General features: G+C 41.0%; 19 protein-coding genes. 14 read left to right on the forward strand and 5 right to left on the reverse strand.

The features are described from left to right. Window positions 1–11: 11 nt before the first annotated feature. The 3 genes from AB5443_RS16755 to AB5443_RS16765 all read right to left on the reverse strand — a co-directional run bounded on the left by AB5443_RS16755 (window position 12) and on the right by AB5443_RS16765 (window position 1,543). Window positions 12–512, reverse strand: a complete 501-nt coding sequence (locus AB5443_RS16755; protein ID WP_195407775.1) for a DUF3990 domain-containing protein — start codon at window positions 510–512, stop codon at window positions 12–14. Continuing rightward, a complete protein-coding gene (locus tag AB5443_RS16760; RefSeq protein ID WP_195407776.1) occupies window positions 509–724 on the reverse strand; it encodes a DUF3791 domain-containing protein in 216 nt (71 codons plus the stop codon). Before AB5443_RS16760 ends, AB5443_RS16755 begins: the two co-directional genes overlap by 4 nt. A gap of 177 nt (window positions 725–901) precedes the next feature. Further along, the gene (locus tag AB5443_RS16765) at window positions 902–1,543 is read right to left on the reverse strand and encodes an HU family DNA-binding protein (RefSeq protein ID WP_368113742.1); all 642 of its coding nucleotides are present in this window, start codon (window positions 1,541–1,543) and stop codon (window positions 902–904) included. A 795-nt stretch (window positions 1,544–2,338) separates the two neighbouring features. Between AB5443_RS16765 and AB5443_RS16770 the strand changes: the two genes are divergently transcribed. The 11 genes from AB5443_RS16770 to AB5443_RS16820 all read left to right on the forward strand — a co-directional run bounded on the left by AB5443_RS16770 (window position 2,339) and on the right by AB5443_RS16820 (window position 20,480). After that, a complete protein-coding gene (locus AB5443_RS16770) occupies window positions 2,339–2,842 on the forward strand; it encodes a hypothetical protein (protein ID WP_368113743.1) in 504 nt (167 codons plus the stop codon). Window positions 2,843–3,129: 287 nt separating this feature from the next. Next, a complete protein-coding gene (locus AB5443_RS16775; protein WP_368113744.1) occupies window positions 3,130–3,699 on the forward strand; it encodes an RNA polymerase sigma-70 factor in 570 nt (189 codons plus the stop codon). A 248-nt stretch (window positions 3,700–3,947) separates the two neighbouring features. Further along, window positions 3,948–5,153 carry a FecR family protein gene (locus AB5443_RS16780; protein WP_368113746.1) on the forward strand — a complete coding sequence of 402 codons (1,206 nt, stop codon included), beginning with the start codon at window positions 3,948–3,950 and terminating at the stop codon, window positions 5,151–5,153. Window positions 5,154–5,212: 59 nt separating this feature from the next. Next, window positions 5,213–8,569: a SusC/RagA family TonB-linked outer membrane protein gene (locus tag AB5443_RS16785; RefSeq protein ID WP_307995983.1), complete on the forward strand. Its 3,357-nt coding sequence runs from the start codon at window positions 5,213–5,215 to the stop codon at window positions 8,567–8,569. Window positions 8,570–8,581: 12 nt separating this feature from the next. Further along, on the forward strand, window positions 8,582–10,105 hold the full coding sequence (locus AB5443_RS16790) for a RagB/SusD family nutrient uptake outer membrane protein (protein ID WP_022137127.1): 1,524 nt from the start codon (window positions 8,582–8,584) through the stop codon (window positions 10,103–10,105). A gap of 21 nt (window positions 10,106–10,126) precedes the next feature. Next, complete coding sequence (locus AB5443_RS16795) at window positions 10,127–10,873, forward strand: DUF4843 domain-containing protein (RefSeq protein ID WP_022137126.1); 747 nt, start codon at window positions 10,127–10,129, stop codon at window positions 10,871–10,873. Between the two features lie 18 nt (window positions 10,874–10,891). After that, on the forward strand, window positions 10,892–12,565 hold the full coding sequence (locus tag AB5443_RS16800) for a PKD-like family lipoprotein (RefSeq protein WP_022137125.1): 1,674 nt from the start codon (window positions 10,892–10,894) through the stop codon (window positions 12,563–12,565). An 82-nt stretch (window positions 12,566–12,647) separates the two neighbouring features. Beyond that, a complete protein-coding gene (locus AB5443_RS16805; protein WP_022137124.1) occupies window positions 12,648–14,972 on the forward strand; it encodes a DPP IV N-terminal domain-containing protein in 2,325 nt (774 codons plus the stop codon). Between the two features lie 18 nt (window positions 14,973–14,990). Beyond that, on the forward strand, window positions 14,991–17,348 hold the full coding sequence (locus tag AB5443_RS16810) for a DPP IV N-terminal domain-containing protein (protein WP_022137123.1): 2,358 nt from the start codon (window positions 14,991–14,993) through the stop codon (window positions 17,346–17,348). Next, window positions 17,332–20,049, forward strand: coding sequence for a prolyl oligopeptidase family serine peptidase (locus AB5443_RS16815; protein WP_368113748.1), 2,718 nt, complete (start codon window positions 17,332–17,334; stop codon window positions 20,047–20,049). Before AB5443_RS16810 ends, AB5443_RS16815 begins: the two co-directional genes overlap by 17 nt. A 5-nt stretch (window positions 20,050–20,054) precedes the next feature. Continuing rightward, complete coding sequence (locus AB5443_RS16820) at window positions 20,055–20,480, forward strand: lipocalin family protein (protein ID WP_195663761.1); 426 nt, start codon at window positions 20,055–20,057, stop codon at window positions 20,478–20,480. A 138-nt stretch (window positions 20,481–20,618) separates the two neighbouring features. Here the strand turns inward: AB5443_RS16820 and ybeY are convergent, their stop codons facing one another. Both ybeY and AB5443_RS16830 read right to left on the reverse strand, forming a co-directional pair. Further along, complete coding sequence (gene ybeY / locus AB5443_RS16825; protein ID WP_368113750.1) at window positions 20,619–21,038, reverse strand: rRNA maturation RNase YbeY; 420 nt, start codon at window positions 21,036–21,038, stop codon at window positions 20,619–20,621. A gap of 16 nt (window positions 21,039–21,054) precedes the next feature. After that, a complete protein-coding gene (locus AB5443_RS16830; protein ID WP_022137119.1) occupies window positions 21,055–22,287 on the reverse strand; it encodes a nucleoside recognition domain-containing protein in 1,233 nt (410 codons plus the stop codon). Between the two features lie 168 nt (window positions 22,288–22,455). Between AB5443_RS16830 and ruvB the strand changes: the two genes are divergently transcribed. The 3 genes from ruvB to AB5443_RS16845 all read left to right on the forward strand — a co-directional run bounded on the left by ruvB (window position 22,456) and on the right by AB5443_RS16845 (window position 25,657). Next, window positions 22,456–23,490 (forward strand): Holliday junction branch migration DNA helicase RuvB, encoded by a 1,035-nt coding sequence (ruvB, locus tag AB5443_RS16835; protein ID WP_022137118.1) that lies wholly within the window; start codon window positions 22,456–22,458, stop codon window positions 23,488–23,490. Between the two features lie 182 nt (window positions 23,491–23,672). Next, a complete protein-coding gene (locus tag AB5443_RS16840) occupies window positions 23,673–24,149 on the forward strand; it encodes an endonuclease domain-containing protein (protein WP_368113751.1) in 477 nt (158 codons plus the stop codon). Between the two features lie 11 nt (window positions 24,150–24,160). Further along, window positions 24,161–25,657 carry a polysaccharide biosynthesis C-terminal domain-containing protein gene (locus AB5443_RS16845; RefSeq protein ID WP_368113753.1) on the forward strand — a complete coding sequence of 499 codons (1,497 nt, stop codon included), beginning with the start codon at window positions 24,161–24,163 and terminating at the stop codon, window positions 25,655–25,657.

Consider the following 25,657-nt stretch of genomic DNA (forward strand, 5'->3'; position numbering starts at 1 on the left):
GCAGTATGATTTTATCGGCTTGCATGGTCAGTTCCTCTTGTTGTTATTTCCTTGACACTGATAAAATGAAGATGGCGAATTATTATTTCCTGATTCAAGATGCATAATTGATGATTGGGATGCTCAAATGCCAGTCTTCCCAACGCGTCATCTTTGCTCATGGCTCCGGAAAAATAGAGGTCAATAGTATTGAATACCTTGTCATTGGCTATGCCGCCCTCTACTAAATCGAAAAGTCCATCCTGTGTTCCCCTGCGGCATTCTCCTACATAGTCCAGCCATTCTTCATCATAACTTTGAAAGATTTTAATCTTAAAGTCTGATAGTTCGTCATCCAACATGTATTCATTAATATAGGCTTTTTGTCTTCTGAGTAGAAAGCGCATGGCGTATTTATAGGCTTGGTCGTACAAAGAAGTCAGATAAAATCCTTTTCCAAAATCCAGATGTTCTCGTGAATGATATACATCCGGTTGTTTGATGACTAATGACGATGCATGATATAGTTTCATGCTAATACTCCTTTCTCTTTCATATATTGGATAAGATCCTCCACGATATATTCTTTGCTGAATGTATGAAGAACGTCATATCCCGGAATCAGATAATCTGTCAGTATTCCGGAAGTACGCAGTAATTCATATGTTTTCCCTGCACTCATTTTCAATGCTTCTGCAAGGCTGCCTACACAAAAGGTTGTAAAACTTAACGTCTCAAAATTCATATCCGTCAATTGATTGTCATTTGCAAAAATAGCATTAATTCTTCGTAAAGCAATCGGTTCTCTTAGTTTTTATTCGATTGGTTGTTCATTCCCTTCACATTGAGATAATTCTCAATCTATCAGTCATTTTATGTGATTCGTTGAGTGAAAACATCTCTTTCACGTCCTTCACACCCTTCATCGTGTGGGATGTTCCGCATCTCTCGACACCCCATAATAACCGGGAGCAGGCACATACATCGGTTGATTACGCAAACCGATATTCACTAGCTTTCCTTCTCCACGCAAACGAACCAAATGTGTTTTGGCGGTAGTACGAGCCAAGCCGCATATCTCTTGAAAGTCACGACGGGTCATCATCTGATGTCCGGCAAAATATTCTTTCAACAAGATGTCAATCTCCACCTCTGAAACCTTCTCCGAATGGCGGACGTACTTGGACTGACTGGCACGAACGCCAACAAAATGTCCTTTCAGATTAGTGTCAGGACGGAAACGGACTGTTTTAAAAGTCACCTTGTTGGTTTTGTGCGGAGTACTGCGGGTCACTTTCCCCGTAGCCGCCAAAGTGGGGAAAAAATAACCGATTCCTTCGATATGCACTTCTTTTCCCTCACGCAACGACTCGCCGAGAATCTTCGACAGGTTGTCGAGCACATTCTTTACATCACCCACAGTCAACGAACTGTAATCATGAATCTTATAACAAAGCATATCCGTATCCACCTTACCATTCATAAAGATGCGCGGATGCAACGCTGCCTCTTCTTCTTCCGAAGATGCATTAGGATTTTCATACCAATCAAATACAATAGCCATTACTTCTTATTAATAAAAATGTTTAACTTCATCATGAGACGACTGTAATCGGCTACTTGGACAACTGGAATCGGCTGTTCAGTCAACTATAGTCAGCTAACTAGACAACTCCAGTCGGCTTTCCTCAAATAAGCACTAAAGATACGACAAAGTAACGACATATCAGCATAAGAATGCATGTTTTTCGTTTCAGAAGAAAGGAAGTATTTTCTTTGTTAAATACTTGCAAGTCCTATATTCATGTCATACCTTAACAGCGTCTTTACTTGCATTGCCTTGTCTGACTCATTGTTGATACAAAACTTCTTATATTTATTCCCGTATTTCCGACATAGTTCAAAAAAAACATCTATCTTTGTCACGCACTTTCAGCCCATCGGCGTGATGAAACTGGCGGAAAGTGTTTTTTATTTCCTTTATGGAGTAAATAACGTATTGTCTCTCCAATTCAAAAATCAGCAAATTTTAAACAGAGAGAGATGATACAACAGATACTCCACGTGGATTGCCGTATATCAACATATCAGTTAAAGATGTGTTATATATAAACGATTGGCGTGGATGTCTGTTGTTCTCATTATCTTCTGGAAGGGTTTTGCTGGCCTTGAATTGGGATAATGGTGCAACAGCATCTGCGCCTTTCTTGTGTCCGGACGGTTTGTTTCGCGCCCTTGTATATACCCTGATTAATCCCCACCCACCGGATTATAGAAAGTGCAGATGCCCGTTGTGCTAATATATTAAGAAAAGAGCTTTCACTCTTTTTAATTGTATAACACATAAAAAACGAACACTATGTCGGAATGGATTAGCATAAAAGAAGCGGCTAAAAGACACAACCTTGATGAAGAGTATATCCAACTTTGGGCGGACATGAAAGTGATAACTGCCTATCTCAAGGAATATAATACGGTTGTAGTAAACGATGAATGCCTTCGTGCATTCCTGAAAGTCAAGGAGCAAGGGAATACTCTGGCATATGTTAAGATGCTGGAGCGATTTAGTATCAGCCAATCCGAGACTTGTGTAACGTATGCCTATCTCTTAAGTGCACGCGACAAGGAAATAGAAATGTATAGAGAAGCAAAAACGCAGCGGGATGCATTTCGTAGGATGTGGCTGGAGCAGAATGACCAAATGCGGGATTTGGCAGTAGAACTTGCATTGGAGCAAACATGTTGTTATAAATGTTGGTTGAAGAAGCTGTGTATGACAATCAAGAAAATAACAGCTCGTAGTCGTGTCGGAATGAGGTTTCCGGTAAGATTGAGGAGAAATAACAAGAAATCAGAGCGATAAAAAGACGGTGATAGGTGATAGATGAGGTGATAGGTTGCCGACAACCTATCACCATATCTGGAAGTACCATGAATAAACTGTTTCAAGAACCCCGGTGATAGGTGAAAGAGAAAAGTGAAAAAACTCTATGTATGTGAGAGAGCTTTTTTATTTTCTATTTTGTAAGCCGGCAAGGTCTGCGTTTCTGAAAAAAAACAATATATTTGCATTCGTAAATATCGCAAAAGTAAGTAGTTACGGTGATTTTTATGAATTCTGTTTTCTTTTTTCGCAGGTAATGTGACAGTATGAACGATAAAATTGACACCATAGTAGCGGGAGTAAACCGGAAGGATGAAAAGATGTGGGGCGATTTCTACGATCGTTTTTATGCTGCTTTATGTGTTTATGTTTCCAAGATATTGCCGGTTCCCGATGCGGTGGAAGATTTGGTGCAGGAAGTCTTTATTTCTGTATGGGAGGGCAAGCGAACCTTTTCCGATATTAAAGAACTTACCAATTATCTTTATCGCGCCTGCTATAATAACACCTTATTATATATACGCAATAATCAAATCCATGATACCATATTGAGTTCTTTAGCCGAAGAAGAAGGTGTAGAGGATGAAGATATGATTTATGCATTGACGGTAAAAGAAGAAATTATCCGCCAACTGTATTGTCATATTGAAGAACTTCCTGCCGAACAACGCCGGATTATCTTAATGAGAATCGAGGGGTATACGTGGGAAGAGATAGCGGAACGTCTGAAGATAAGTATCAATACCGTCAAAACCCAAAAGACCCGCAGCTATAAGTTTCTCCGTGAAAGGCTGGGGGATTCCATGCATTCCATAATTCTTTGTTTATTTCTCTAAAAAGATAAAAAAGTCATTCTGATACTTCTTTATCTTTTTATTGATTGATTAAGATTTGTTTTCTTTGTTAAAATCAAAAGCTTTTCTTTTATATTGTGACATTATGATATATTTCTGCCCCTAAATTCTGAATCCTTATTCTCCTATCTCAAAAAAATATCATCTTTTTGTCACCCCTTTCTATGAGTTGTGTATATCTATAATAAAGATGAATTAAACAATTGTTTAATTAAAAAAATCGCAATAAGATGAAGAAGTTCGAAAATGTATATCAAGATGCCGCTCTAATGAGAAAGGTTCTTTTGGGAGAAGCTGATGAAGTGGAGCAACAAGACCTTGAAAAACGGCTGGCGGAATGTCCGGACTTACAAAATGTATATGAACAATTACAGAACGGGGAGACTTTGAAAGTCGCCTTTGGAGAATATCAAAAATATTCGTCAAAGAAGGCTTATCAGTCTTTTCTTCAGAATATCGGGCGGATGGAACCGGAAGCGCAGAAGCGCCGTTCTCTCCGTGTTTGGTGGTACGCTGCTGCGGCTGTCGTTACTTTAGTCGTTGCCCTTTCTTTCTATATGTCGAACTATATCTCACCGGAAAAAGAGGGGAAGGCCCTGATTCAGCCGGGAACCCAGCAGGCACAACTGACTTTGCCCGATGGCAGCGTGATTGATGTGCATAAAAAAGAAGTAAGCGTAATCGTGGACGGTGTTCAAGTAAAATATAAGAAAGGAGTGCTGTCTTATCAGCCTACCGTCACAACACAACATGAGGAGAAAAGCGTCGAAGAACAACCTGCCAAATCAAATGAACTGGTTATACCGCGTGGGGGTGAAAACACCGTAATCCTTGCCGATGGAACGACAGTGCATTTGAATGCCGGCTCCAAACTGACTTATCCGGTACGTTTTGGCGGTAAACGCAGAATTGTACGTTTGGAAGGTGAGGCCTATTTTGATGTTGTGGCGGATGAGAATCATCCGTTTGTGGTACAAACTCATCTTGGAGAAATAACCGTACTTGGTACTGAATTCAATGTGAATGCTTATGCCGATGCCCCTGTCTGCTATACGACTCTGGTACATGGGAAAGTGAAATTCTCCACATTAAATGCGGAAACGATTACCCTTTCACCGGGTGAACAGGCTGTTGTATTTGCCAATAGTTCAACGAAACGCAAGGTGGATTTGGAAGAATATGTTGGTTGGGTAGATGGCATGTACATCTTTAATGACCGTCCCCTGGGCGATATTATGAAGACATTCGAACGCTGGTATGACATACAGGTTTATTACGAAACTCCGAACCTGCGAGATATTACCTATAGTGGCAGCTTGAAGCGTCACGGAACAATAAATTCCTTCCTGGATGCACTGGAACTGACGGGCGACCTGACTTACAAAATCAGTGGGCGGAGTATATTGATATATGACAAAGCGGATGAACAGGAATAAAAGGATAGAATATTAGAATAATTAGAATATTAGGTACACAAAAGTTTAATTATTAATTTATGAGAGAAAAACGATGGCTGCTATGTTTTCTAGTGGCAATGTGCTGCACGTTTAGTGCATGGGCTTTACCGTCACAAGACAAGACGGTAACTTTGAAACTGCACAATGTCTCTATCGAGACTGTCTTGGATGCAGTGAAGAAACAGACAGGCGTGAATATGTTGTATAATTCACAAATGTTCAAGGGCGTTCCTCTGGTGTCGATTAATGTGAAAAATGAGCGATGGGACGCAGCTCTTAAGTTGGTATTGAATCCTCAAGGGTTTGACTATGTGATGAAAGACGGTATCGTTGTCATTCGCAAACAAAAGCGTGAGAACCGTGTTCGTGGTATGGTGACAGATTCACATGGAGAGCCGATTCCCGGAGCCAGTATTATTGTTAAAGGTACACGTACAGGTACTTCTACCAATATTGAAGGTGAATTCACTTTGGACGTGAAAAGTGATAAAGTGGCGTTGGAAGTTTCTTTTATTGGTATGAAGAAGCAGACTGTTCAAGTAGATGCTACCCGCCGGAAAACGGTTGAAATTACATTGGTAGACGATGTTAAAACATTGGAAGATGTGGTTGTGACCGGATATAGCAATGTACGTAAATCCAGCTTTACAGGTAGTTCGACTCAGATTTCGGGTGATGATCTTCGTAAGGTGTCGCAAACAAATATAATTGGAGCAATCCAGTCATTCGATCCCTCTTTCCGTCTGGTAGATAACGTACAATTTGGTTCTGACCCGAATGCTTTACCTGAAATGTATATCCGTGGACGTTCTGGTTTTGGTGTTAAAGAACTTGATAAAGATCAACTTTCAAAATCAAATTTGGAGAATAATCCTAACTTACCAACCTTCATCATGGATGGTTTTGAGGTAAGTATTGAGAAGGTATATGACTTGGATCCTACCCGTATTGAGAGCTTGACGGTTTTGAAAGATGCTGCTGCTACTGCTATGTACGGTTCGCGGGCAGCTAATGGTGTGGTGGTAATTACTACTGTTGCTCCGAAAGCAGGAGAGGTACGTGTTTCTTACAACTTTACAGGAACGCTGGAAATGCCTGACTTACGAGATTATAATTTGGCAAATGCATCGGAGAAATTAGAAATAGAGCGTCTCGCAGGCATGTTCGATAAGGGACAACTCAATATTCCGACAACTGCAGTAGGAATGAATAACTATTATAAGAAATATGCTTTAATCCAAAAGGGAGTAGATACAGATTGGATGTCTATTCCACTTCAAAACTCTTTCAATCATAAGCATAGTGTTTACTTGGAGGGAGGAACTCCTAATCTGCGTTATGGTGTAGACGGTTCATTTAATATAGCAGACGGTGTGATGAAGGGTACAGAGCGTAACCGATATAGTGCAGGCTTCTCATTAGATTATCGTATCAAGAATCTGCAAGTAAGAAACTATGTGTCTTTTGGACATACGAAATCGAAAGAGTCTCCGTATGGTTCGTTTAGTGATTTTACCGGACTACAGCCTTATGACTCTCCTTATAAAGATGATGGAACACTCCGGGAGACACTCACATATTCGAAAATCGGTGGACGTGATAATAATAATCCGCTGTATGAAGCGACTTTGGGTAATTATAATTGGAATTCCTATGATGAGGTTATCGATAACCTGAGCTTTAACTGGTATCTGAATGATTACTGGACGGTTAAAGGACAATTTAGTGTAACGAAGAAATATTCCAAATCAGAGAAATTTATTGATCCGCTTTCAAGCAAGACTAGTGTTACAGGTTCAAAAGATAATAATCTTGCCGGTGATTTGTATACGACGAATGGAGAAAGTCTGGATTGGAATTCTAATGCTTTTTTATACTATACACGTAGTTTTAACAAGCAGCACAACTTGAATGTTTCAGCAGGTTGGGAAGCTGCTTCTGGTACTACTGAAAGTACCAATGCTCATTATCGTGGATTTCCGTCGGGTGAGTTCCACTCGCTCAATTATGCGGCGGAAGTATATAAGAAACCTACCCGTACTGAGAATACCACACGAAGGGTCAGCGTATTGGCTTCTGCCAATTATACGTGGAATGATATTTATTTGGTAGACGCTTCTGTACGTTTCGACGGTTCGTCAGAGTTTGGGGCGAATCAGAAATGGGCTCCTTTCTTTTCTGGAGGTGTGGGTGTTAATATACATAATTATGATTTCTTCAAAAGTAATAGTTATATCAATAAGTTGAAATTACGCGCTTCTTATGGGCGTACCGGTAAAGTCAATTTTCCGGCTTATGCTGCAACGACGATGTATGAAACTTTATTTGATGAATGGTATATAACAGGTTATGGAGCTGTATTGAAGGCTTTAGGCAATAAAGACTTGACTTGGGAAAAGACGGATAAGCTGAGTTTTGGTCTTGAAACAAAAACATTACATGACCGATTGACTATTGATTTCGAGTATTACTATAATAAGACAATCGACTTGGTGAATGATGTCACTCTTTCCCAAACCTCTGGTTTCTCAACTTACAAAGATAATATGGGACAAGTTGCCAACAAAGGTGTAGAATTAAAACTTCGTGCGGATATTTATCGTGACAGAAACTGGAATGTGGCCTTATGGGGAAATATGGCACACAATAAGAATGAGATTTTGAAGATTTCCGACTCTCAGAAAGCATATAATGAGAGAGTGACCGCTTATTATAAAAATGAAGCACTTTATCAGGAAACATTAGGACTGTCTCATGGTGCGGAGTATTCGGTACCACTGCCACAGTATGAGGAAGGAGCTTCTCTGACTTCAATTTGGGCTGTACGTTCATTGGGCATTGATCCTACCACGGGTAAAGAGATCTTTTTGAACCGTGATGGTTCTATAGCTGATAAGTGGAATGCTGCGCAGGAAGTTGTAGTTGGAAATACAGAACCTAAATGCAGTGGTGCTTTCGGGTTGAACCTGTCGTATAAGAATTGGACTCTGTTTGCTTCATTCCTTTATGAATGGGGTGGACAGGAATACAATCAAACATTGGTCAACAATGTGGAGAATGCGGACTTAGTGAATAAGAATGTCGATTTACGTGTATTGACGGACAGATGGAAAAAACCGGGTGACATAGCTCAGTTTAAAGATATTAAAGACCGGGGGATGACTACTTTGCCAACATCACGTTTTGTACAGGATAAAGCATTGGTTCGATTGAATTCATTGAATGTCAGCTATGATTTTAACCGTGACTGGATAAAAAAACATCTCCGTATGAATCTGCTTCGTTTGGAAGCTTCTACGAGCGACCTGATAAACTGGTCCTCTATTAAACAGGAACGCGGATTGAGTTATCCGAGATCTTGGAAAGTGGAATTCTCATTAAAAGCACAGTTCTAAAAAAGAAGAAAAATGAAAAAGATATATACTCTAATATTTGCGTCATGTCTAGCGGCTGTCTCGTTCAGTTCTTGTAGTGACTGGCTGGACGTGAGACCTGCGGATGAGATAAAGGAAGAATATTTGTTTGAGACAGGAAACGGTTATCGTACAGCTCTGAATGGTATATACCGGAAGTTGGCAACTTTCGATTTATACGGTAGTAACCTGAGTTGGGGGTTGATAGATGGTTGGGGACAGGTATATGACTTGGACAAAGCTCCCGACAGCGGTGGTGGTAAAGCTATGAAGAAATTATCTCAGTTCTTGTATAAGAACTCTGAACTAACTCCTACAACAGATGCTATGTGGAGTGCTGCGTGGAATATTATAGCCAATTGCAATAACCTTGCACAGCAAGTGGCAGAGGAAGATACAATGCTGTTCTACAAACGTACACAGGAGAAAAATATGATTTTAGGAGAAGCTATTGCCTTACGGGCATATATGCATTTTGATTTGTTACGTATATATGCGCCGTCTTTGGCTATGAATCCGGGAGACAGGCTTTTTATTCCTTATGTGGACAAATATCCATCTTATTTGGCCGACCGACAAACAGTCAGTTACTGTTTGGAACGCATCATCGCTGATTTGGTAGAAGCACAAAAGATTTTGGAGGATGTAGATAAGTCATCAGAGTTTACTTCAGGTAATCGTTTTACTAAGTCTCCTTCCGGAGAGGAACGTTTTGTTTGGTACAGAGGATTCCATCTTAATTATCATGCTGTAACTGCGGAGTTGGCGCGTGTCTATTTGTATGCAGGACAACCGGAAAAGGCATATGCGGCAGCGAAGTTACTAATAGATATTAATGCTGATAAAGGCTATTACAAGGCAGTAACAAGCAGTTATAGTGGACCAATGAATATAGAGAATGGGAATATAAAGATGTATGAAGACATCATATTTGCATTATACTCTACAGATCAGACTGATTGGGATTTGGAGATTAATCATGCAAGTGATAATGCTACGAAACCGGATGATGAAAGGTATCTGGCTTTGAGTGATGCTGTGGTAACGAAATTCTTCGGTAACGAGAGCGGTAAAGATTGGCGTCTTAAGTATCAGTTGGGACCGAATACTTCTTCTTTCTATCGTTCATTGAAGTATAAAAAACAAGATGAAGGTTCTGGTTTTGGAAAAGTGAATAGTACAATGGTGCCTATGATCCGTATGTCTGAAGTATATTATATAGCTGCAGAGGCTATTTATGATACGGATAAGGAATTGGCCAAGACATATCTTAAAACTGTGAAACAAGGAAGAGGTATTAGCTCTCCTGATCTTAGCAAATCGGGTACGAAGCAAGACTTTATTAATTTGATAGTTGATGATGCTCGTCGCGAGTTTATAGGCGAAGGACAGACTTTCTTTTTATACAAGCGCCTGAAACGGAATTTGGAAGGATCGGATAAAAAGCAGTCCGTAGAATATCCGGCGATTGAAGAATATTTGGTGATGCCATTGCCTGATTCGGAAAGCAATATTTAAATTTTGAAAGATTGAAGATATATGAAAAAAATAAGTTTTTATATAATCATTATATTGTTGGGAGTCTCCTTCTTTACTTCTTGTGAGGAGCAAGGATTACTGACCCATACAAATGATGTGTCATATATTGCATTTGAGAAAAATATGACAACAGATACAACAGGTGTATCTTTTAAGTTTTATAATGAAGGTGAAAATGCTAAGATATTATTAGGAGTTACTATTTCTGGAAAAGTACAGGATAAGGATTTGGAGTTTACGGTCAGTGTAGATCCGGAACGAACGACTTTGCCTGCTACACAATATGAATTACCGGAGAAATGCGTAATTAAAGCAGGAGAACTAACCGGAGAAATATTGGTGGTTTTGAAGTATTACGAGAAATTGGATACGAAAGCTGAACTACTGACGTTGCAAGTGAATGACGGTGGTGAGGTTCGTCAAGGTCCGAGTGTTTATTCACGTGCCATTATTTCTGTATCTAATTTATTGTTTGCACCTGAGTGGTGGACTAGAAATGACGGTGATGTAAATAATCCCTATAATATTGTTGAAGAATGGTATCTGGGGAGGTATTCGGAAAAGAAATATTTAATGTTTTTGGAAGAATTGAAGAAAGACGGGGTGGTATTTGACGGAAAAGACATGTTTGTACTGCGTAAATATGCACTGCGTTTGAAAAATAGAATTAAAGATTATAATACTCAACATCCGGATGAACCAATGAGTGATGAGTATGGTAAAATGGAAATTCCTGTTGCCGGATAATTAAAAAACGGAAAAAGTATGAAAAAGATAACAGTTTATATTTTATCACTACTTTTATTGGGTAGTATTTGCAGTTGCCTGGATGATAAAAACAATTATGATTATACACCGATTAATGAATTGAAAGGCACTATTAAAAATATTGAGAAAAACTATAGTGTTGGGATAGATGAAGACTTGGTTATAACACCCACATTTGAGTTTACAATTGATAAAACAGACCCGGATGTGAGCTACGAATGGAGGATGGACGGAGAATTGCTGAATGTAAAAACGCCTTCGTATACTTTCAATTCTCATAAAATCGGATTGTTTGAACTCACATTTTCTGTCATCGACAATAAAACGGGTGTTAAGTACTCTGCTTCAACTGACATTTTGGTTCGTTCTCCTTATCAGAGAGGATGGGTGGTTCTGTCTGACGTAGATGGAAAATCAACACTTTCATTTATCAAGATTAAGACTTTGTATGGCGTGTCAGAAACTGTGAATATCTGGGGGGAGAAAGTGGTACGTGATTCTATCGCATATCATTCTGTCGAAAAGTATTTAGTCAAAGATTTGGGAACTAATCCCAAAGGTATCTTTGAACACTTGGGCTATCCCAGTACTTTCGGGCAGGTAGAGACTGTATATGATGAACTGGTAGTGATGCAAGATCGTTGGGTGGAGCTGAACGGTAATACTTTGGAGCGTGAAGTATATACAGAGGATGAGTTTTATGGGGATTTGCCGGTGGGAGGCTTCAAACCTGTAGAAGCTGCCATGTCTTACTCTGCAAAATTTATTCGCGATGAAAATGGATATATCTATATGCACACGAAGCCGGTTGCGAATGATTTTCATGCTGGAGCTTATATGTCTATTCCATTGTGGAATTATACTAAATTCAGCGCTTTATATCCTGTACAGAAGTTTAAGGATAGAAATATGGATGCGGTTCTGGCTCTCCGTGAAGAGGATAATTCGTTGGTGATTATTCGAAATGGAGGTGGGGTAAAGAATAGTTCCAATGACCCGACATTTTATGATAATACGGTGAAGGATACCGGAGAAATAGTTGAGTTTGAAGGAGAAGACGCTGAGAATTTTCAGAATATGAGTGATAAAAGTATAGTAGAAATGAAAACTGCGTCAGTTAATTTGGACGGCGACATGATGCAAGCATGGGTTGCTTTGATGAAGGGTAACGATATGTCCTATCAATTGCGTTATTTCAGAATGAAGAATAAAAAATGGGAGATGTATGATTATTATGAGAATGACTTGACACCATTGAAAAATAAAGACTATACAGATATGGCTGTATTTGAACAAAAAAAATATGTTGTTATTGCAATGGGGAATGAATTGTGGTATTGCCAATATGTGAAGGGTGTAGCGTCTGTTCCAAAACTGATTCATACATTTGATAAGAAGGTGATTGCTCTTTCATCTAATGATATATATTTGTATCCAAAATACGGGACTTACAACGGTCAGTTAGGGGTTGCCTTGGAGGACGGAAGTTTCTTTATATATGGGGTAGAAGAGAAGAATAAACAAGAATCAGGATTGGTTAATGATGTAGAAATAAAACAATTATACCCGAATGAGGAAAGTGAGAAGGAGGGAGATAATAATTTTGGAAAAATAGTGGATGTGCTATATAAAATAGGAAATGCTAACCAGCTTGTTCAGTTTGACCTTTAAAATAATTTGATCTATATAGATTATGCGGAGAATCGCATTGAGTCTTGAATACTTTATGTGATTCTCCTTTGTTTATTTGAATATGAGAAAAAGAATACTGTTTATAATCTTATTTGCTTGGTCAGGCTTTCTGTATGTTTTTTCCCAACAGCAGGCCAACTATGAATTGGCAAATGAATTTCAGGCTTTTGGTTTAGGAGGTAATTTTTCTGCTAATAGTCTAAATCTTTGGCCGAATGAAATCAATGGAACAGATAAGTTTTGGTTTGAATTTCATACGACTGCCGGGAAGGATTATTATTTTGTAGATCCTGAACGTCGCTTAAAGGAACCGTTGTTTGATAAAGGGAAACTGGCATCGGGAATAGCACAGATTACTAGAGGGGTAGTGGACAGGAATAAAATGGAGTTGAGTGATATCAAGTTTTCTGAAAACCTGGCTGTGTTTTCTTTTTCTTATAAAGGGAAGAATTATGAATATAATCGCTTGACACATCAGATTGTAGAGAAAAAGAAAGATAAGAGCCGGTCATTATTTGATCGTTATTCATGGATGAAATACTCACCGGACAGGAAATATCTCGTTTATGTGAAGAAACACAATTTGTATGTGAAAGGTAACGGAGAGATGGGAATGGACACAACGGAAGTGCAGTTGACTACTGACGGAGTTCGGTATTACTCTTATGCACATGATGGAGGAACGGAAGAAGAAGGAGAAGTCATGTCTGATATCCGTTGGTGTCCCGATTCACGGCATCTTTATCTGGTACGCGAAGATGAACGTCTGCTTAGGGATTTTTGGGTGATAAATTCGTTGGGTGACAGACCGTCCCTAACTACATATCGTTATGAATTCCCTGGCGATAAGAATGTAACCCAGAATGAACTGGTGATAGTTGATGTAATCGAACGAACCGTAAAGAAGGCTAATATAAATAAGTGGCCGGATCAATACGTAGCTCCTTTGTGTGTGACATCTGACAGTAAATACCTCTTTTTCGAACGTACAAAACGTACATGGGATGAAGTGGATGTTTGTTCTGTTAATATTTCGACAATGGAAGTGAAAGAAATCATTCACGAAGTTGACAAACCATATCGTGACCCTCATGCTCGTAGCGTTGCTATTTTGAATGACGGTAAAGATATTCTTTTCCGTTCGGAACGTACGGGATGGGGGCATTACTATCATTATGATGGCAATGGAAAGCTGAAGAATGTGATGACTTCCGGTGACTGGGTGGCAGGTCAGATAGCTTCTATTGATACTTTGGAACGAACAGTATATTTGTATGGATATGGTAGGGAAAAAGATATTAACCCATCTTATTACATGCTCTACAAAGTACATATTGATAGGGAAGGAGTGACTCCATTAAGTACGGAAGACGGTCAGCATCAGGTTAACTTCCTGAAGTCTAACAGATATTATATTGATACTTATTCTAGAGTGGATATGGAACCTAGAATCATGTTGAAAGACAATAAGGGACAAACGATTCTTGAATTGGCAAAGCCGGATATTGAATTAGCCGGCAAAGCCGGATGGAAAAAACCGGAACGTTTTGTTGTGAAGGCTGCTGATAATATAACTGATTTGCATGGAGTAATGTGGAAACCGGCAGACTTTGATTCGACTAAGGTGTATCCGATTGTTTCTGTGGTATATCCGGGACCTTACTTTGGGCAGGTTCCTACTTCGTTTACCTTAGAAGATAGATGTTGTACCCGTTTGGCTCAGTTAGGTTTTATCGTAATTGCTGTGTCTCACAGAGGAGATACCCCTATGCGTGGAAAGGCATATCATCGGTTTGGTTACGGCAATATGCGTGATTATCCATTAGCGGATGATAAATATGTTATCGAGCAGTTAGCTCGCAAACATTCTTATATTGACATTGACAAGGTAGGTATCTACGGTCATTCCGGTGGTGGATTTATGGCTGCTGCAGCCATCTGTACCTATCCGGACTTTTATAAAGCTGCTGTCTCCTGTTCCGGAAATCATGATAACAACATCTATAATCGTGGATGGGGAGAATGCTACAATGGGGTGAAGGAAGTGGAGAAAGTTGTAAAAGACAGTTTGGGCAACGAGACAAAAGAGTATGAATATAAGTTTAGTGTAAAGTCAAATGCAGAGATTGCTAAGAATCTGAAAGGACACTTGATGCTTGTCACCGGAGATATGGATAAGAATGTGAATCCTGCACATACATATCGTATGGCTCAGGCTTTGATTGAAGCCGGAAAGGATTTTGATATGCTGGTGATTCCGGGTGCCGGTCATGGATATGGTTCTGCTGATAAGTATTTTGAAAAGAAAATGTACCGTTTCTTCGCTAAACATTTGCTAGGTGATACTCGTGCGGATTATTGGGGAGACATTAATCGCAATAAATAAGACAATAGATAAGATTTTATGAAGAATTCTCTCTTTAAATACATATGTCCGGTAGTTGTGTTGTTTGTATGCAGTTTTGCCGGTGCGCAGCAGAAAGCGAATTATAAGTTAGCGGAGAAGTTCCGTCTGTTGGAACAAAATCCTATAATAAAGTATTCAACAGAAGTCAAGCCAACGTTTATCAACGATACGGACTGTTTTTATTATTCGTTTACTACACGTGAAGGAAAGAAGTATTATTATGTCAATCCGAGGAAAAAGGAAAAACGTCTCCTGTTTGATACGGCTGAATTATTGAGTAAAATTGCGGCATATACCAAGAAAGCCTATTCTTCGGCAGACCCATATCTGTCTTTCACTTTCATGAAGGATAACGAAACTATCCGTATTAATTTCGACCGTGGATTGTATACTTACAACATCTACTCGAAAGTATTGAAGCAGCTTAATGAGAAATCATCTTATGGAAATAGTGATCCGTATTGGATGAAATATTCGCCGGATAGTCTTTACTTTCTTTATGCCAGTAAGGATAATTTGTATTTTGTCGGGAATCAGAAGAAAGGACAAGATACTATTCCTGTACAACTGACAACGGACGGTGAACCGAATTATACATTTAACCGTGAAGATGAGGGCATGATGGAAGGACGCTTCGGGGCTGAGTCCGCTCATTGGATTCCGGGTAGCCATCGTTTTTATGCAGTTCGTGAGGATAACAGGAAAGTGCGTGATTTATGGTTAATCAATTCGTTGTCTACTCCATATCCGACACTGAAAACTTATAAAGCCGAACTGGCGGGCGATAAACATGTCACCCAATATGAATTATTGATTGGAGATGTTGATACCCGTGAAGTGAAAAAAATTGATATTAATCGCTGGCCTGATCAGTATATTGATGTATTGTATATTTCAAAAGACGGGAAACGTTTGTACTTCCAACGCTATAACCGCCCATGGAACCAGTCGGATATCTGCGAAGTAGACGTAGAAACCGGAAAAGTGCGCGTGGTGATTCATGAAGAAAACAAACCGTATCTCGATTATCAGATGCGTAATGTCTCTTTCTTGAATGACGGAAAGGAAATTCTGTTCCGTTCCGAACGTAACGGTTGGGGACACTATTACCTGTATGACACGGCAACGGGAAATCTGAAGAACCAACTGACTGATGGAACGTGGGTAGCCGGTCCGGTTACCAAGATTGATACTATCGGGCGTAAGATGTATTTCTATGGTTATGGTCGTGAAAAAGGTATTGATCCTTATTACTACATCCTTTATGAAGCTCAATTGGATCGTCCAAATGCTGTTCGTTTGTTGACTCCGGAGAATGCGTCACATGATGTCAGTATCTCTCCGTCTTACCGATATATGGTAGATTCTTATTCTACCGTTTCGCAGGAACCGGTGAATGTGGTTCGTAACCGGAATGGAAAGGTAATCATGACGTTGGAAAAGCCCGATTTGCAGCCTGTTTATGAGATGGGATGGAAAGCGCCGGAACGCTTTAAGGTAAAAGCTGCCGATGGAGTGACCGACTTGTATGGCGTGATGTGGAAACCTGCCGATTTTGACTCGACAAAGGTTTATCCTATCATTTCTAATGTTTATCCGGGACCGTTCTTTGAATATGTGCCGACACGTTTTACGATTAGCGATGTTTATAACACCCGCCTGGCTCAACTGGGATTCATTGTAATAACCGTAGGTCACAGAGGCGGCACTCCGATGCGTGGAAAGGCTTATCATACCTACGGATACAACAATATGCGTGATTATCCGTTGGCGGATGATAAATATGCTATCGAGCAACTGGCTGCCCGTTATCCGTTTATTGATGCTACCAAAGTCGGTATTTACGGACATTCTGGCGGAGGATTTATGTCGGCTGCCGCCATTTGCACTTATCCCGATTTCTATTCGGCTGCCGTTTCATCGGCTGGTAATCACGACAACCGTATTTATAATAAAGGTTTTGTAGAGATTCATTTCGGTGTGGATGAGAAGGTGAAAACGACTAAAGACAGTTTGGGAGTAGAAAGCACGACGTATGATTATAGTGTCCGTGTACGTCCGAATCAGGAGTTGGCAAAGAATTATAAGCACGGCTTGCTGCTGTTTACCGGTGCGATGGATAAGACTGTGAATCCGGCTAACACATTGCGTCTGGTGGATGCGTTGATTAAGGCAGATAAGGATTTCGAGATGTTTGTATTGCCGAAATGTACACATGGATTCTTCGGTGAGTCCGAGGACTTCTTCGAGCATAAGATGTGGCGTCATTTTGCCCGCTTGCTGTTGCATGACAACTCGGCTGATTCTGATGTCGATTTGAACAAGGATATGATTAAAGATGACAGGAGAAGATAAGATGAACCGGATATTTGTACATATAGGGATTATAGCGGGCTTGTTGCTAGGTGGAAGCTTGTCTGTTGAGGCTCAGAAGAGGCCGTTGGATATAGAAGCGTGTACGTCTTGGAAACGTATTGATGCGCCGGATATTTCACCGACAGGCAGGTGGGTGACTTACCGTATATCGTTGATGGAATATAATCCGGATAGCAAGGAAGAAAAACCTCTGCATTTATTCGATTCCCGTACACGGAAAGAAATATTGCTGAATGGTGATATAGAGCGCCTGGAGTTTTATAATAACGATCAGGGAGCTTTTTATCGGCAGGCGGACTCAGCAGGAGTAATGAAGACGTTCTTGTTGTCATTGCCTTCGGGAGTAAAGGCCGAATGGAAACATAAAGAGGCTTTTCGCCCTGTAGAAGGGACTCCTTACTCAATCTCTGTAACTAACGTGCCGAAAGATACGGTGAATCATGTCCCGGCTTTTAACAGGCTGGTGGTACGTCATTTGAAGACAGAAGTTGCTTTTCATATTGACAGTATCGGCTATCATACATTGTATGACGGAGGGCGTTCTATTCTTTTCATTCGTAGAAAGTCAGACGGGAACGAGCTATGTTATGGTCCTTTAGCCGGTCCATATAAGACTCTTTATCAGAGTTCTGTAAAGAGTGAACCCTCTTCTTACAGTTTTAATGAAAAAGAGATGACCGGGGAGTTTAGCGTAAATGATTCTTTGTGGTATGCTTTCTCATTAAAGAAGCCGGGTTGTAACTTACTTTTTGACCGGAAAGAGATTGTTTTACCTGAGGGAATGGCTGTCGGACGCATTGACTTGTCTAAAAGCCATAATTTTCTGATACTTGAACTTCGGGACTCACAGCAGATTTCACGTAGAAGGGAAGAACCGGAAAAGAAACCGGACAAGAGCTTTGAATTGGAGTTGTGGACATGGAACGAAATGGAAGTTCCGACTTTACAACGGGGCGGACGTTATAGGCAGGATAAGTCGGTGACGTATATTTATGATATTTCTTCTAAGAAGCTTACTGAAATTGCCCCGTCTACCGTAGATTTACTCTTACCATCGGGAGCAGAGAAATTGGATTATGTGCTTTACACGGACGAATCTCCTTATAAGACGCAACGTGAGTGGCTGGACCGGTTGCCGTTCGATGTGTATTCGGTGAATGTGCATACGGGTGCGAAACAACTGATCGGACGTAACTATCGTACTGCTCCGAAATGGTCGATGAATGGCAAGTGGGCGGTAATGTATGATCCGATTGCCCAAGTCTGGAATAAGTTTGATGGTGCTACCGGTAAGGTCGTTAATATATCTGATGCTATCGGTTATCCGATGTTCGTGGAAAGTTATGATAAACCGGCTCCTGCCCCCGCTTATGGAATAGCAGGGTGGACGGCTGACGGGAATAATGTCTTTCTGTACGATGCATATGACTGGTGGAAGGTTGATTTGACTGGAGAACGTCAGCCGGAGTGCCTGACTAAAGGGTATGGTCGCAAGCATGGCAAATCTATTCGTAAAATGACGAGCAATATAGATAAGGATGTTTTTCAGAAAGACGAAACTGTCATTGTCAGCCTTTGGGATAAAGACACGATGGATGAGGGTGTCTATCAGCTTGATATGAAAGGACGTCTGAAGAAGCTGATGGAAGGGAATTATGTATATACCATACACCGTTTCTCTGACAATCATAAGTATTGTGTTTGGAATCGTCAGAATGTATCGGAATTTCGGGATTTGTGGTGGAGCAAAGCAGACTTTTCAAATCCGGTCAGAGTAACGGATGCCAACCCTCAACAGGCGGATTATAAATGGGGTACAGTCAAACTGGTGAAGTGGACCAATTACGAGAATAAGGAAAATAAGGGATTGCTTTACTTGCCTGAAGATTATGATCCCCAAAAAGAATATCCGGTGCTGGTACAGTTTTATGAAACCCATTCCGGTGAGCTGAATATCTATCATGCACCTTTGCTGAGCAGTGCGTTAGGAGATCCTGTATATTTTGCCAGCAATGGTTATATTGTGTTTATGCCGGACGTGCATTTCACGGTTGGGACTCCCGGCCAGAGTTGTTATGATGCTGTGGTTAGCGGAACAAAGTACTTGATAGAGCAGGGGATAGCGCATCCCGGGAAAATTGGTTTGCAGGGACATAGCTGGTCCGGTTATCAAACATCCTATTTGGTGACAAAGACAGATATTTTCACCTGTGCCAATATTGCGGCTCCTATCACCGATATGGTTACCGGCTATTTGGGAATTCGTAATGGAAGTGGGCTGCCGCGCTATTTTATGTACGAAGAGACACAGAGCCGGATGGGAAAGACTTTATGGGAAGCGAAAGATAAGTATTTGGCTAGTTCTGCAATTCTGGAAGCAGACAAGATACATACACCTTTATTGATATTGCATAATGACCAGGATGAGGCTGTTGCGTATGAACAAGGTCGTGCCCTTTATTTAGCTATGCGCCGCCTGCAACGTCCGGCATGGTTATTGAATTACAAAGGTGAAGGGCATTTTGTAATGGGCAGAGGTGCTCAGAAAGACTGGACTATCCGGATGATGCAGTTCTTCGACTATTACCTGAAAGGAACCAAAGAGCCGCGTTGGATGAAGGAGGGTATTCATCTGAGAGAACGTGGCATTGACCAAAAATATGATTTACTAGAAAAATAAATGAAATGAAGAAACTATTAATTACAGCTATGACTCTGTTCTGCTTTGCGTTCAGCAGTTACGGACAGGGCAAAGTGGAGAAACAAATTATTGGTAAATGGTGCAATCCTTATACCTACAAGTCTACAGGTGAATTCAAAGGATTTGAATTCAAAAAAGGGGGAAAATGCTCTGCTGTCAATATCCCTTCTTTAGATTTAAAGACTTGGAAGATTGATAAAGACGGCTATTTGATTATTGAAGGATTCAGCAAGGAAGACAATGGAAAGACGGAAGTGTATAAGACACGTGAACGCATCGGAAAGCTGACAACTGATTCATTGGAACTGGTTACACAGGACGGACCACCGAGGTTGGCTTTCCTGTATCTGAATACCAAATCAATCAAGAAATTGGTGACTCCGGAAGTAGCTCCCGACAAGAAGAAATAAATCTCTCTCTTAAATAATTTAGTGTTAATATTAGCATTACGTTGCTAATGAAGGCGCCCCGTCGTAGTGGTTACGATGGGGCGTTTTTTTCATTATACTGTTATAGTATATCTGGATGAATCGCCAATAGGATATAGCTTATAGCTGTCGTACCGCCAATGCCTTATTTTCTGCCGCTTCCATAATTTCCCGTTCTCCGGGGCCTTTATCGTTTATACCGCAAAGATGGAGTATCCCGTGAATAATGACACGATGTAGCTCATCGTCATAGGATGCACCGAATTGCTCTGCATTGGTGCGTATCGTATCCAAGCTGATGAACAAATCGCCTGATAAACGGTCGCCCTCGCAATAGTCGAAGGTAATGATATCTGTATAATAATCGTGTTGCAGATATTGGCGGTTTACTTCCAGTATTTTCTCATCCGAGCAGAAAATATAGGCGATTTCACCGAGTCTTTTTCCGTAGGAAGCAGCTACGGCTTTTATCCATTCCGTAGTCTCATGTTTTTTGATATCAGGCATCTTGACGCCTTCTGTTTGATAAGTTACAGCCATAATTGAATGTTATGATTTAAAAGAAAAATAAATAACTGATTAAGATAGCGGCTATGATACCGGAGAAATCGGCGATTAAGCCGCAAGTTACCGCATTGCGGGTTTTACTGATACCTACACTGCCGAAATATACAGCCAGAATGTAGAAAGTGGTATCTGAAGCTCCGCGTACTACACAACTCATACGTCCTACAAATGAATCGGGCCCCAGTTCTTTCATCGTATCAATCATCAAACCGTTTGCACCGCTTCCACTAAGTGATTTCATCAATGCCGTAGGCAATGCACCTACAAAGCTGGTATCCACTCCGCATAATCCTACTACATAACCGATTCCACCCACTAAGTAGTCCATCGCTCCCGAAGTGCGGAATACAGCGATACCTACAAGGAAAGCCACCAAATAGGGAATGATACGCACAGCCGTGGTAAAACCTTCTTTAGCCCCTTCCACAAAAGAATCATAGACATTGATTTTCTTTCTGATCCCTGTTAGAATAAACAGGATGATAACACCGAACAGAATGATGTTGGCTATCAGTGTGGAGTAAGTTCCCATTTCCTCACGGGAGACACTGATAAACAGATAAATCAATCCGGAAAAGAAGAGGCAGACTACACCCATCAATATCAGAATCGGCTTATTGATTAAGTTTATCTTCTGGGCAATGCTGACGGCTATAACTCCCACCAAAGTAGAAATGAAAGTACTTAGCAAAATAGGGATAAACACGTCTGTCGGTTGCGCAGCCCCCATTTGTGCACGATATACCATGATACTGATAGGGATAAGAATCAGTCCCGAAGTATTGATGACTAAGAACATAATCATCGGATTGGAAGCCGTATCTTTCTTCGGATTCAGCTCCTGCAATTCTTTCATTGCTTTCAGTCCCATCGGAGTGGCGGCATTATCCAGTCCGAGCATATTGGCGGACATATTCATAAAGATAGACCCCAGTACAGGATGCCCTTTAGGAATATCCGGGAACAAACGGCAGAGTACCGGACTCAAGAAACGTGCCAATGCACTGATTAATCCACTGTTCTCGCCGATTTTCATAATACCCAGCCAAAGGGCTAATACTCCGGTAAGCCCGAGAGAAATCTCAAAAGCTGTCTTTGAAGAGTCGAATGTCGAGTTCATGATAGCGGTGAATATCTCCGTATCTCCCAGGAAAATCACTTTTGCGAGGGCGATGACGAAAGCTATAAGGAAGAAAGCTATCCAGATATAATTTAGGACCATGGTCGATTGCGTGTATTATAGATTTACATATATCATATATACGATATATATCGTGCAAAAGTAATATTTTATAGTTGCTTTTCATGCTACCGGGCTTTTTTTATTCATCTTTCTTATATTGAAAATGAATGTATTTCTCTATCTTTGTCTCCTACTTTCGAGAAATAAATGGAACAAGAAGATTTTAACATACGCGAACATCAGCTAACTTCAAAGGAACGGGATTTTGAGAATGCACTCCGCCCGTTGAGCTTTGAGGACTTTAGCGGACAGGATAAGGTGGTGGAGAACCTTCGCATTTTTGTGAAGGCGGCACGCTTGCGTGGCGAGGCGCTAGACCATGTCCTGCTTCATGGCCCTCCCGGCTTGGGAAAAACAACTCTTTCGAATATTATCGCCAATGAACTGAATGTCGGCTTTAAAGTGACTTCCGGTCCGGTACTCGACAAACCGGGCGACCTGGCAGGTGTACTGACCAGTCTCGAACCGAATGACGTGCTTTTTATTGATGAAATCCATCGTCTGTCACCGGTAGTGGAAGAGTATCTTTACTCTGCCATGGAAGATTATCGCATTGATATTATGATTGATAAGGGGCCTTCGGCACGTAGTATTCAGATTGATTTGAATCCTTTTACGTTAGTGGGTGCCACTACACGCAGCGGCCTGCTAACGGCTCCGCTTCGTGCACGTTTTGGTATTAACCTGCATTTGGAATATTACGATGATGATATTTTGAGTAACATTATCCGTCGTTCCGCATCCATCCTGGATGTACCCTGCTCGGTGCGTGCAGCATCGGAGATTGCTTCCCGCAGTCGTGGAACACCGCGTATTGCCAATGCTTTGCTTCGTCGTGTACGCGACTTTGCGCAGGTGAAAGGTTCCGGATCTATTGATACGGAAATCTCCCAGTTTGCGTTGGAAGCATTGAATATCGACAAATATGGTCTGGACGAGATAGATAACAAGATACTTTGTACCATCATAGACAAGTTTAAAGGCGGCCCTGTGGGATTGACAACCATTGCAACCGCTTTGGGCGAAGACGCGGGAACCATTGAAGAAGTATATGAACCTTTCCTCATAAAAGAAGGATTTATGAAGCGTACTCCCCGTGGCCGTGAAGTGACGGAACTTGCTTACAAGCATTTGGGGCGTAGCCTGTATAACAGTAATCAGAAAACGTTATTTAATGATTAATATAAGGTTAATGTAAAGTTAGCAGAATGTTAATATAAAGTTAGTGTAAATTAGTAGTAAGTCATATCTCATTAGGGGAATCTCCGAGAGTTAATAGTCGGTAGTATTCCCATTCTCCTCCTTCTGGAAGGAGGAGTACCCGTAGGGGGAGGTGGTAGGTGAATACATAAAACAAATGATCTATGCACGATACAATGAATAAGTCTGAACTGAAATCAGTTCGAAAAGATTTAAGAAATGGGGGCACCTCTGCCGAAGCCACTCTTTGGAAACTAATCAAAGGAAAGCAAATTGATGGACTTAAATTTCGTTGGCAGCAGAGTGTCGGTCCTTATATTTTAGATTTCTATTGTCCGCAATTCCGATTGGGTATAGAATTGGACGGAGAAGTACATTCTACTTCGGCGGCAATGGATTATGCGGATACTCGTGCACGTTTCCTGTTTAATGAGAAGGGTATATGGGTCATTCGGTTTGAGAATAGGGTGGTATTTGAGAATCCTTCGCAAATAGTGGAGGAGATTCGAGAGGCTGTGAGGAAGAGGAGAGGGAATCCTACCACCTCCCCCTGCGGGGACTCCTCCTTCCAGAAGGAGGAGAGTGGAGATACTACCGGCTGTTCGATATTAATCGCTAATCATTCGTCCGTTAATCACTAATCATTATCTGCATGGCTGGACTAAAATCATTAGCAAAAGATACTGCAATTTATGGGTTGAGTAGCATTGTCGGACGATTCCTCAACTATATGCTGGTGCCGTTGTACACGGCTGTTTTACCGGCTTCTACGGGGGGATATGGAGTCGTATCCAATGTATATGCTTTTACGGCTTTGATGCTGGTACTGCTTACATTCGGTATGGAAACCGGATTCTTCCGCTTTGCCAATAAATCGGGAGAAGATCCGATGAAGGTATATGCCAACTCTCTGCTTTCGGTAGGCGGGGTATCGTTGATTTTCGTTCTTCTCTGTTTATTGTTCCTACAGCCGATCTCCAATCTGCTGGATTACGGTAACCATCCGGAATTTATAGCGATGATGGCTGTTGTAGTGGCTTTAGACTCTTTTCAGTGTATTCCTTTCGCTTATCTACGCTATAAAAAACGACCGATAAAGTTTGCGGCTATCAAACTGCTTTCCATCATTGGCGGAATCGGGCTGAACCTGTTTTTCTTATTGCTGTGTCCCTGGCTGAATGTGCATTGCCCGGAAATAATCTCATGGTTCTATGATCCCGATTATCTGATAGGCTATATCTTTATCAGTAACCTGATAGTCTCCGTTGCCCAGATGTTCTTCTTTATCCCTGAACTGAGAGGGTTTGCCTACAAACTGGATAGGGCATTGCTGAAACGTATGGTTGTTTATTCCTTCCCTGTACTGATTCTTGGCTTGGTCGGTATTCTGAATCAGACGGTGGATAAGATGATTTATCCGTTCCTTTTCGAAGACCGGCAGGAAGGATTGGTGCAACTGGGTATTTATGCGGCTACCAGTAAAATAGCAATGGTAATGGCTATGTTTACACAAGCCTTCCGCTATGCTTACGAGCCGTTTGTATTTGGCAAGGATCGTGAAGGGGACAACCGGAAAATGTATGCGGCTGCGATGAAGTATTTCCTTATCTTCTCGTTACTGGCTTTCCTTGCCGTAATGTTCTATCTTGATTTGCTGCGTTATCTGGTAGCAAAAGGATATTGGGAAGGTTTGGGAGTCGTGGCTATTGTGATGCTTGCGGAAATCTGCAAAGGCATCTATTTCAATCTCTCCTTTTGGTATAAGCTGACGGACGAGACACGTTGGGGAGCTTATTTCTCCCTGATAGGTTGTGCTATAATCGTAGTGATGAATATTATGTTCGTTCCTACTTACGGCTATATTGCTTCTGCCTGGGCTTCCGTTGCCGGATATGGAGTAATTATGCTGCTGTCTTATTGGATGGGACAGAAGAAGTATCCGATTCAATATGATTTGAAAAGCCTTGGACTTTATGTGCTGCTTGCGGCGGTACTCTATGTGATTGGAGAACAAGTGCCAATCTCCAATCTTGTGCTTCGCCTTGCTTTCCGCACAGTGCTTTTGTTGTTGTTTGTAAGTTATATTATCAAGCGGGACTTGCCTTTGAGCCAGATTCCTGTTATTAACCGATTTATAAAAAAGAAATAA

Source organism: Bacteroides sp. RTP21281st1_H5_RTP21281_210402, from assembly GCF_040918965.1.
Lineage (GTDB): Bacteria > Bacteroidota > Bacteroidia > Bacteroidales > Bacteroidaceae > Bacteroides > Bacteroides congonensis.

Coding starts and splice junctions, on each gene's coding strand:
- ybeY (WP_368113750.1), bottom strand. CDS start 21,038: ATGGCTGTAACTTATCAAACAGAAGGCGTCAAGATGCCTGATATCAAA.
- AB5443_RS16785 (WP_307995983.1), top strand. CDS start 5,213: ATGAGAGAAAAACGATGGCTGCTATGTTTTCTAGTGGCAATGTGCTGC.
- AB5443_RS16845 (WP_368113753.1), top strand. CDS start 24,161: ATGGCTGGACTAAAATCATTAGCAAAAGATACTGCAATTTATGGGTTG.
- AB5443_RS16810 (WP_022137123.1), top strand. CDS start 14,991: ATGAAGAATTCTCTCTTTAAATACATATGTCCGGTAGTTGTGTTGTTT.
- AB5443_RS16800 (WP_022137125.1), top strand. CDS start 10,892: ATGAAAAAGATAACAGTTTATATTTTATCACTACTTTTATTGGGTAGT.
- AB5443_RS16820 (WP_195663761.1), top strand. CDS start 20,055: ATGAAGAAACTATTAATTACAGCTATGACTCTGTTCTGCTTTGCGTTC.
- AB5443_RS16795 (WP_022137126.1), top strand. CDS start 10,127: ATGAAAAAAATAAGTTTTTATATAATCATTATATTGTTGGGAGTCTCC.
- AB5443_RS16815 (WP_368113748.1), top strand. CDS start 17,332: ATGACAGGAGAAGATAAGATGAACCGGATATTTGTACATATAGGGATT.
- AB5443_RS16770 (WP_368113743.1), top strand. CDS start 2,339: ATGTCGGAATGGATTAGCATAAAAGAAGCGGCTAAAAGACACAACCTT.
- AB5443_RS16790 (WP_022137127.1), top strand. CDS start 8,582: ATGAAAAAGATATATACTCTAATATTTGCGTCATGTCTAGCGGCTGTC.
- AB5443_RS16840 (WP_368113751.1), top strand. CDS start 23,673: ATGCACGATACAATGAATAAGTCTGAACTGAAATCAGTTCGAAAAGAT.
- ruvB (WP_022137118.1), top strand. CDS start 22,456: ATGGAACAAGAAGATTTTAACATACGCGAACATCAGCTAACTTCAAAG.
- AB5443_RS16760 (WP_195407776.1), bottom strand. CDS start 724: ATGAATTTTGAGACGTTAAGTTTTACAACCTTTTGTGTAGGCAGCCTT.
- AB5443_RS16775 (WP_368113744.1), top strand. CDS start 3,130: ATGAACGATAAAATTGACACCATAGTAGCGGGAGTAAACCGGAAGGAT.
- AB5443_RS16780 (WP_368113746.1), top strand. CDS start 3,948: ATGAAGAAGTTCGAAAATGTATATCAAGATGCCGCTCTAATGAGAAAG.
- AB5443_RS16805 (WP_022137124.1), top strand. CDS start 12,648: ATGAGAAAAAGAATACTGTTTATAATCTTATTTGCTTGGTCAGGCTTT.
- AB5443_RS16765 (WP_368113742.1), bottom strand. CDS start 1,543: ATGGCTATTGTATTTGATTGGTATGAAAATCCTAATGCATCTTCGGAA.
- AB5443_RS16830 (WP_022137119.1), bottom strand. CDS start 22,287: ATGGTCCTAAATTATATCTGGATAGCTTTCTTCCTTATAGCTTTCGTC.
- AB5443_RS16755 (WP_195407775.1), bottom strand. CDS start 512: ATGAAACTATATCATGCATCGTCATTAGTCATCAAACAACCGGATGTA.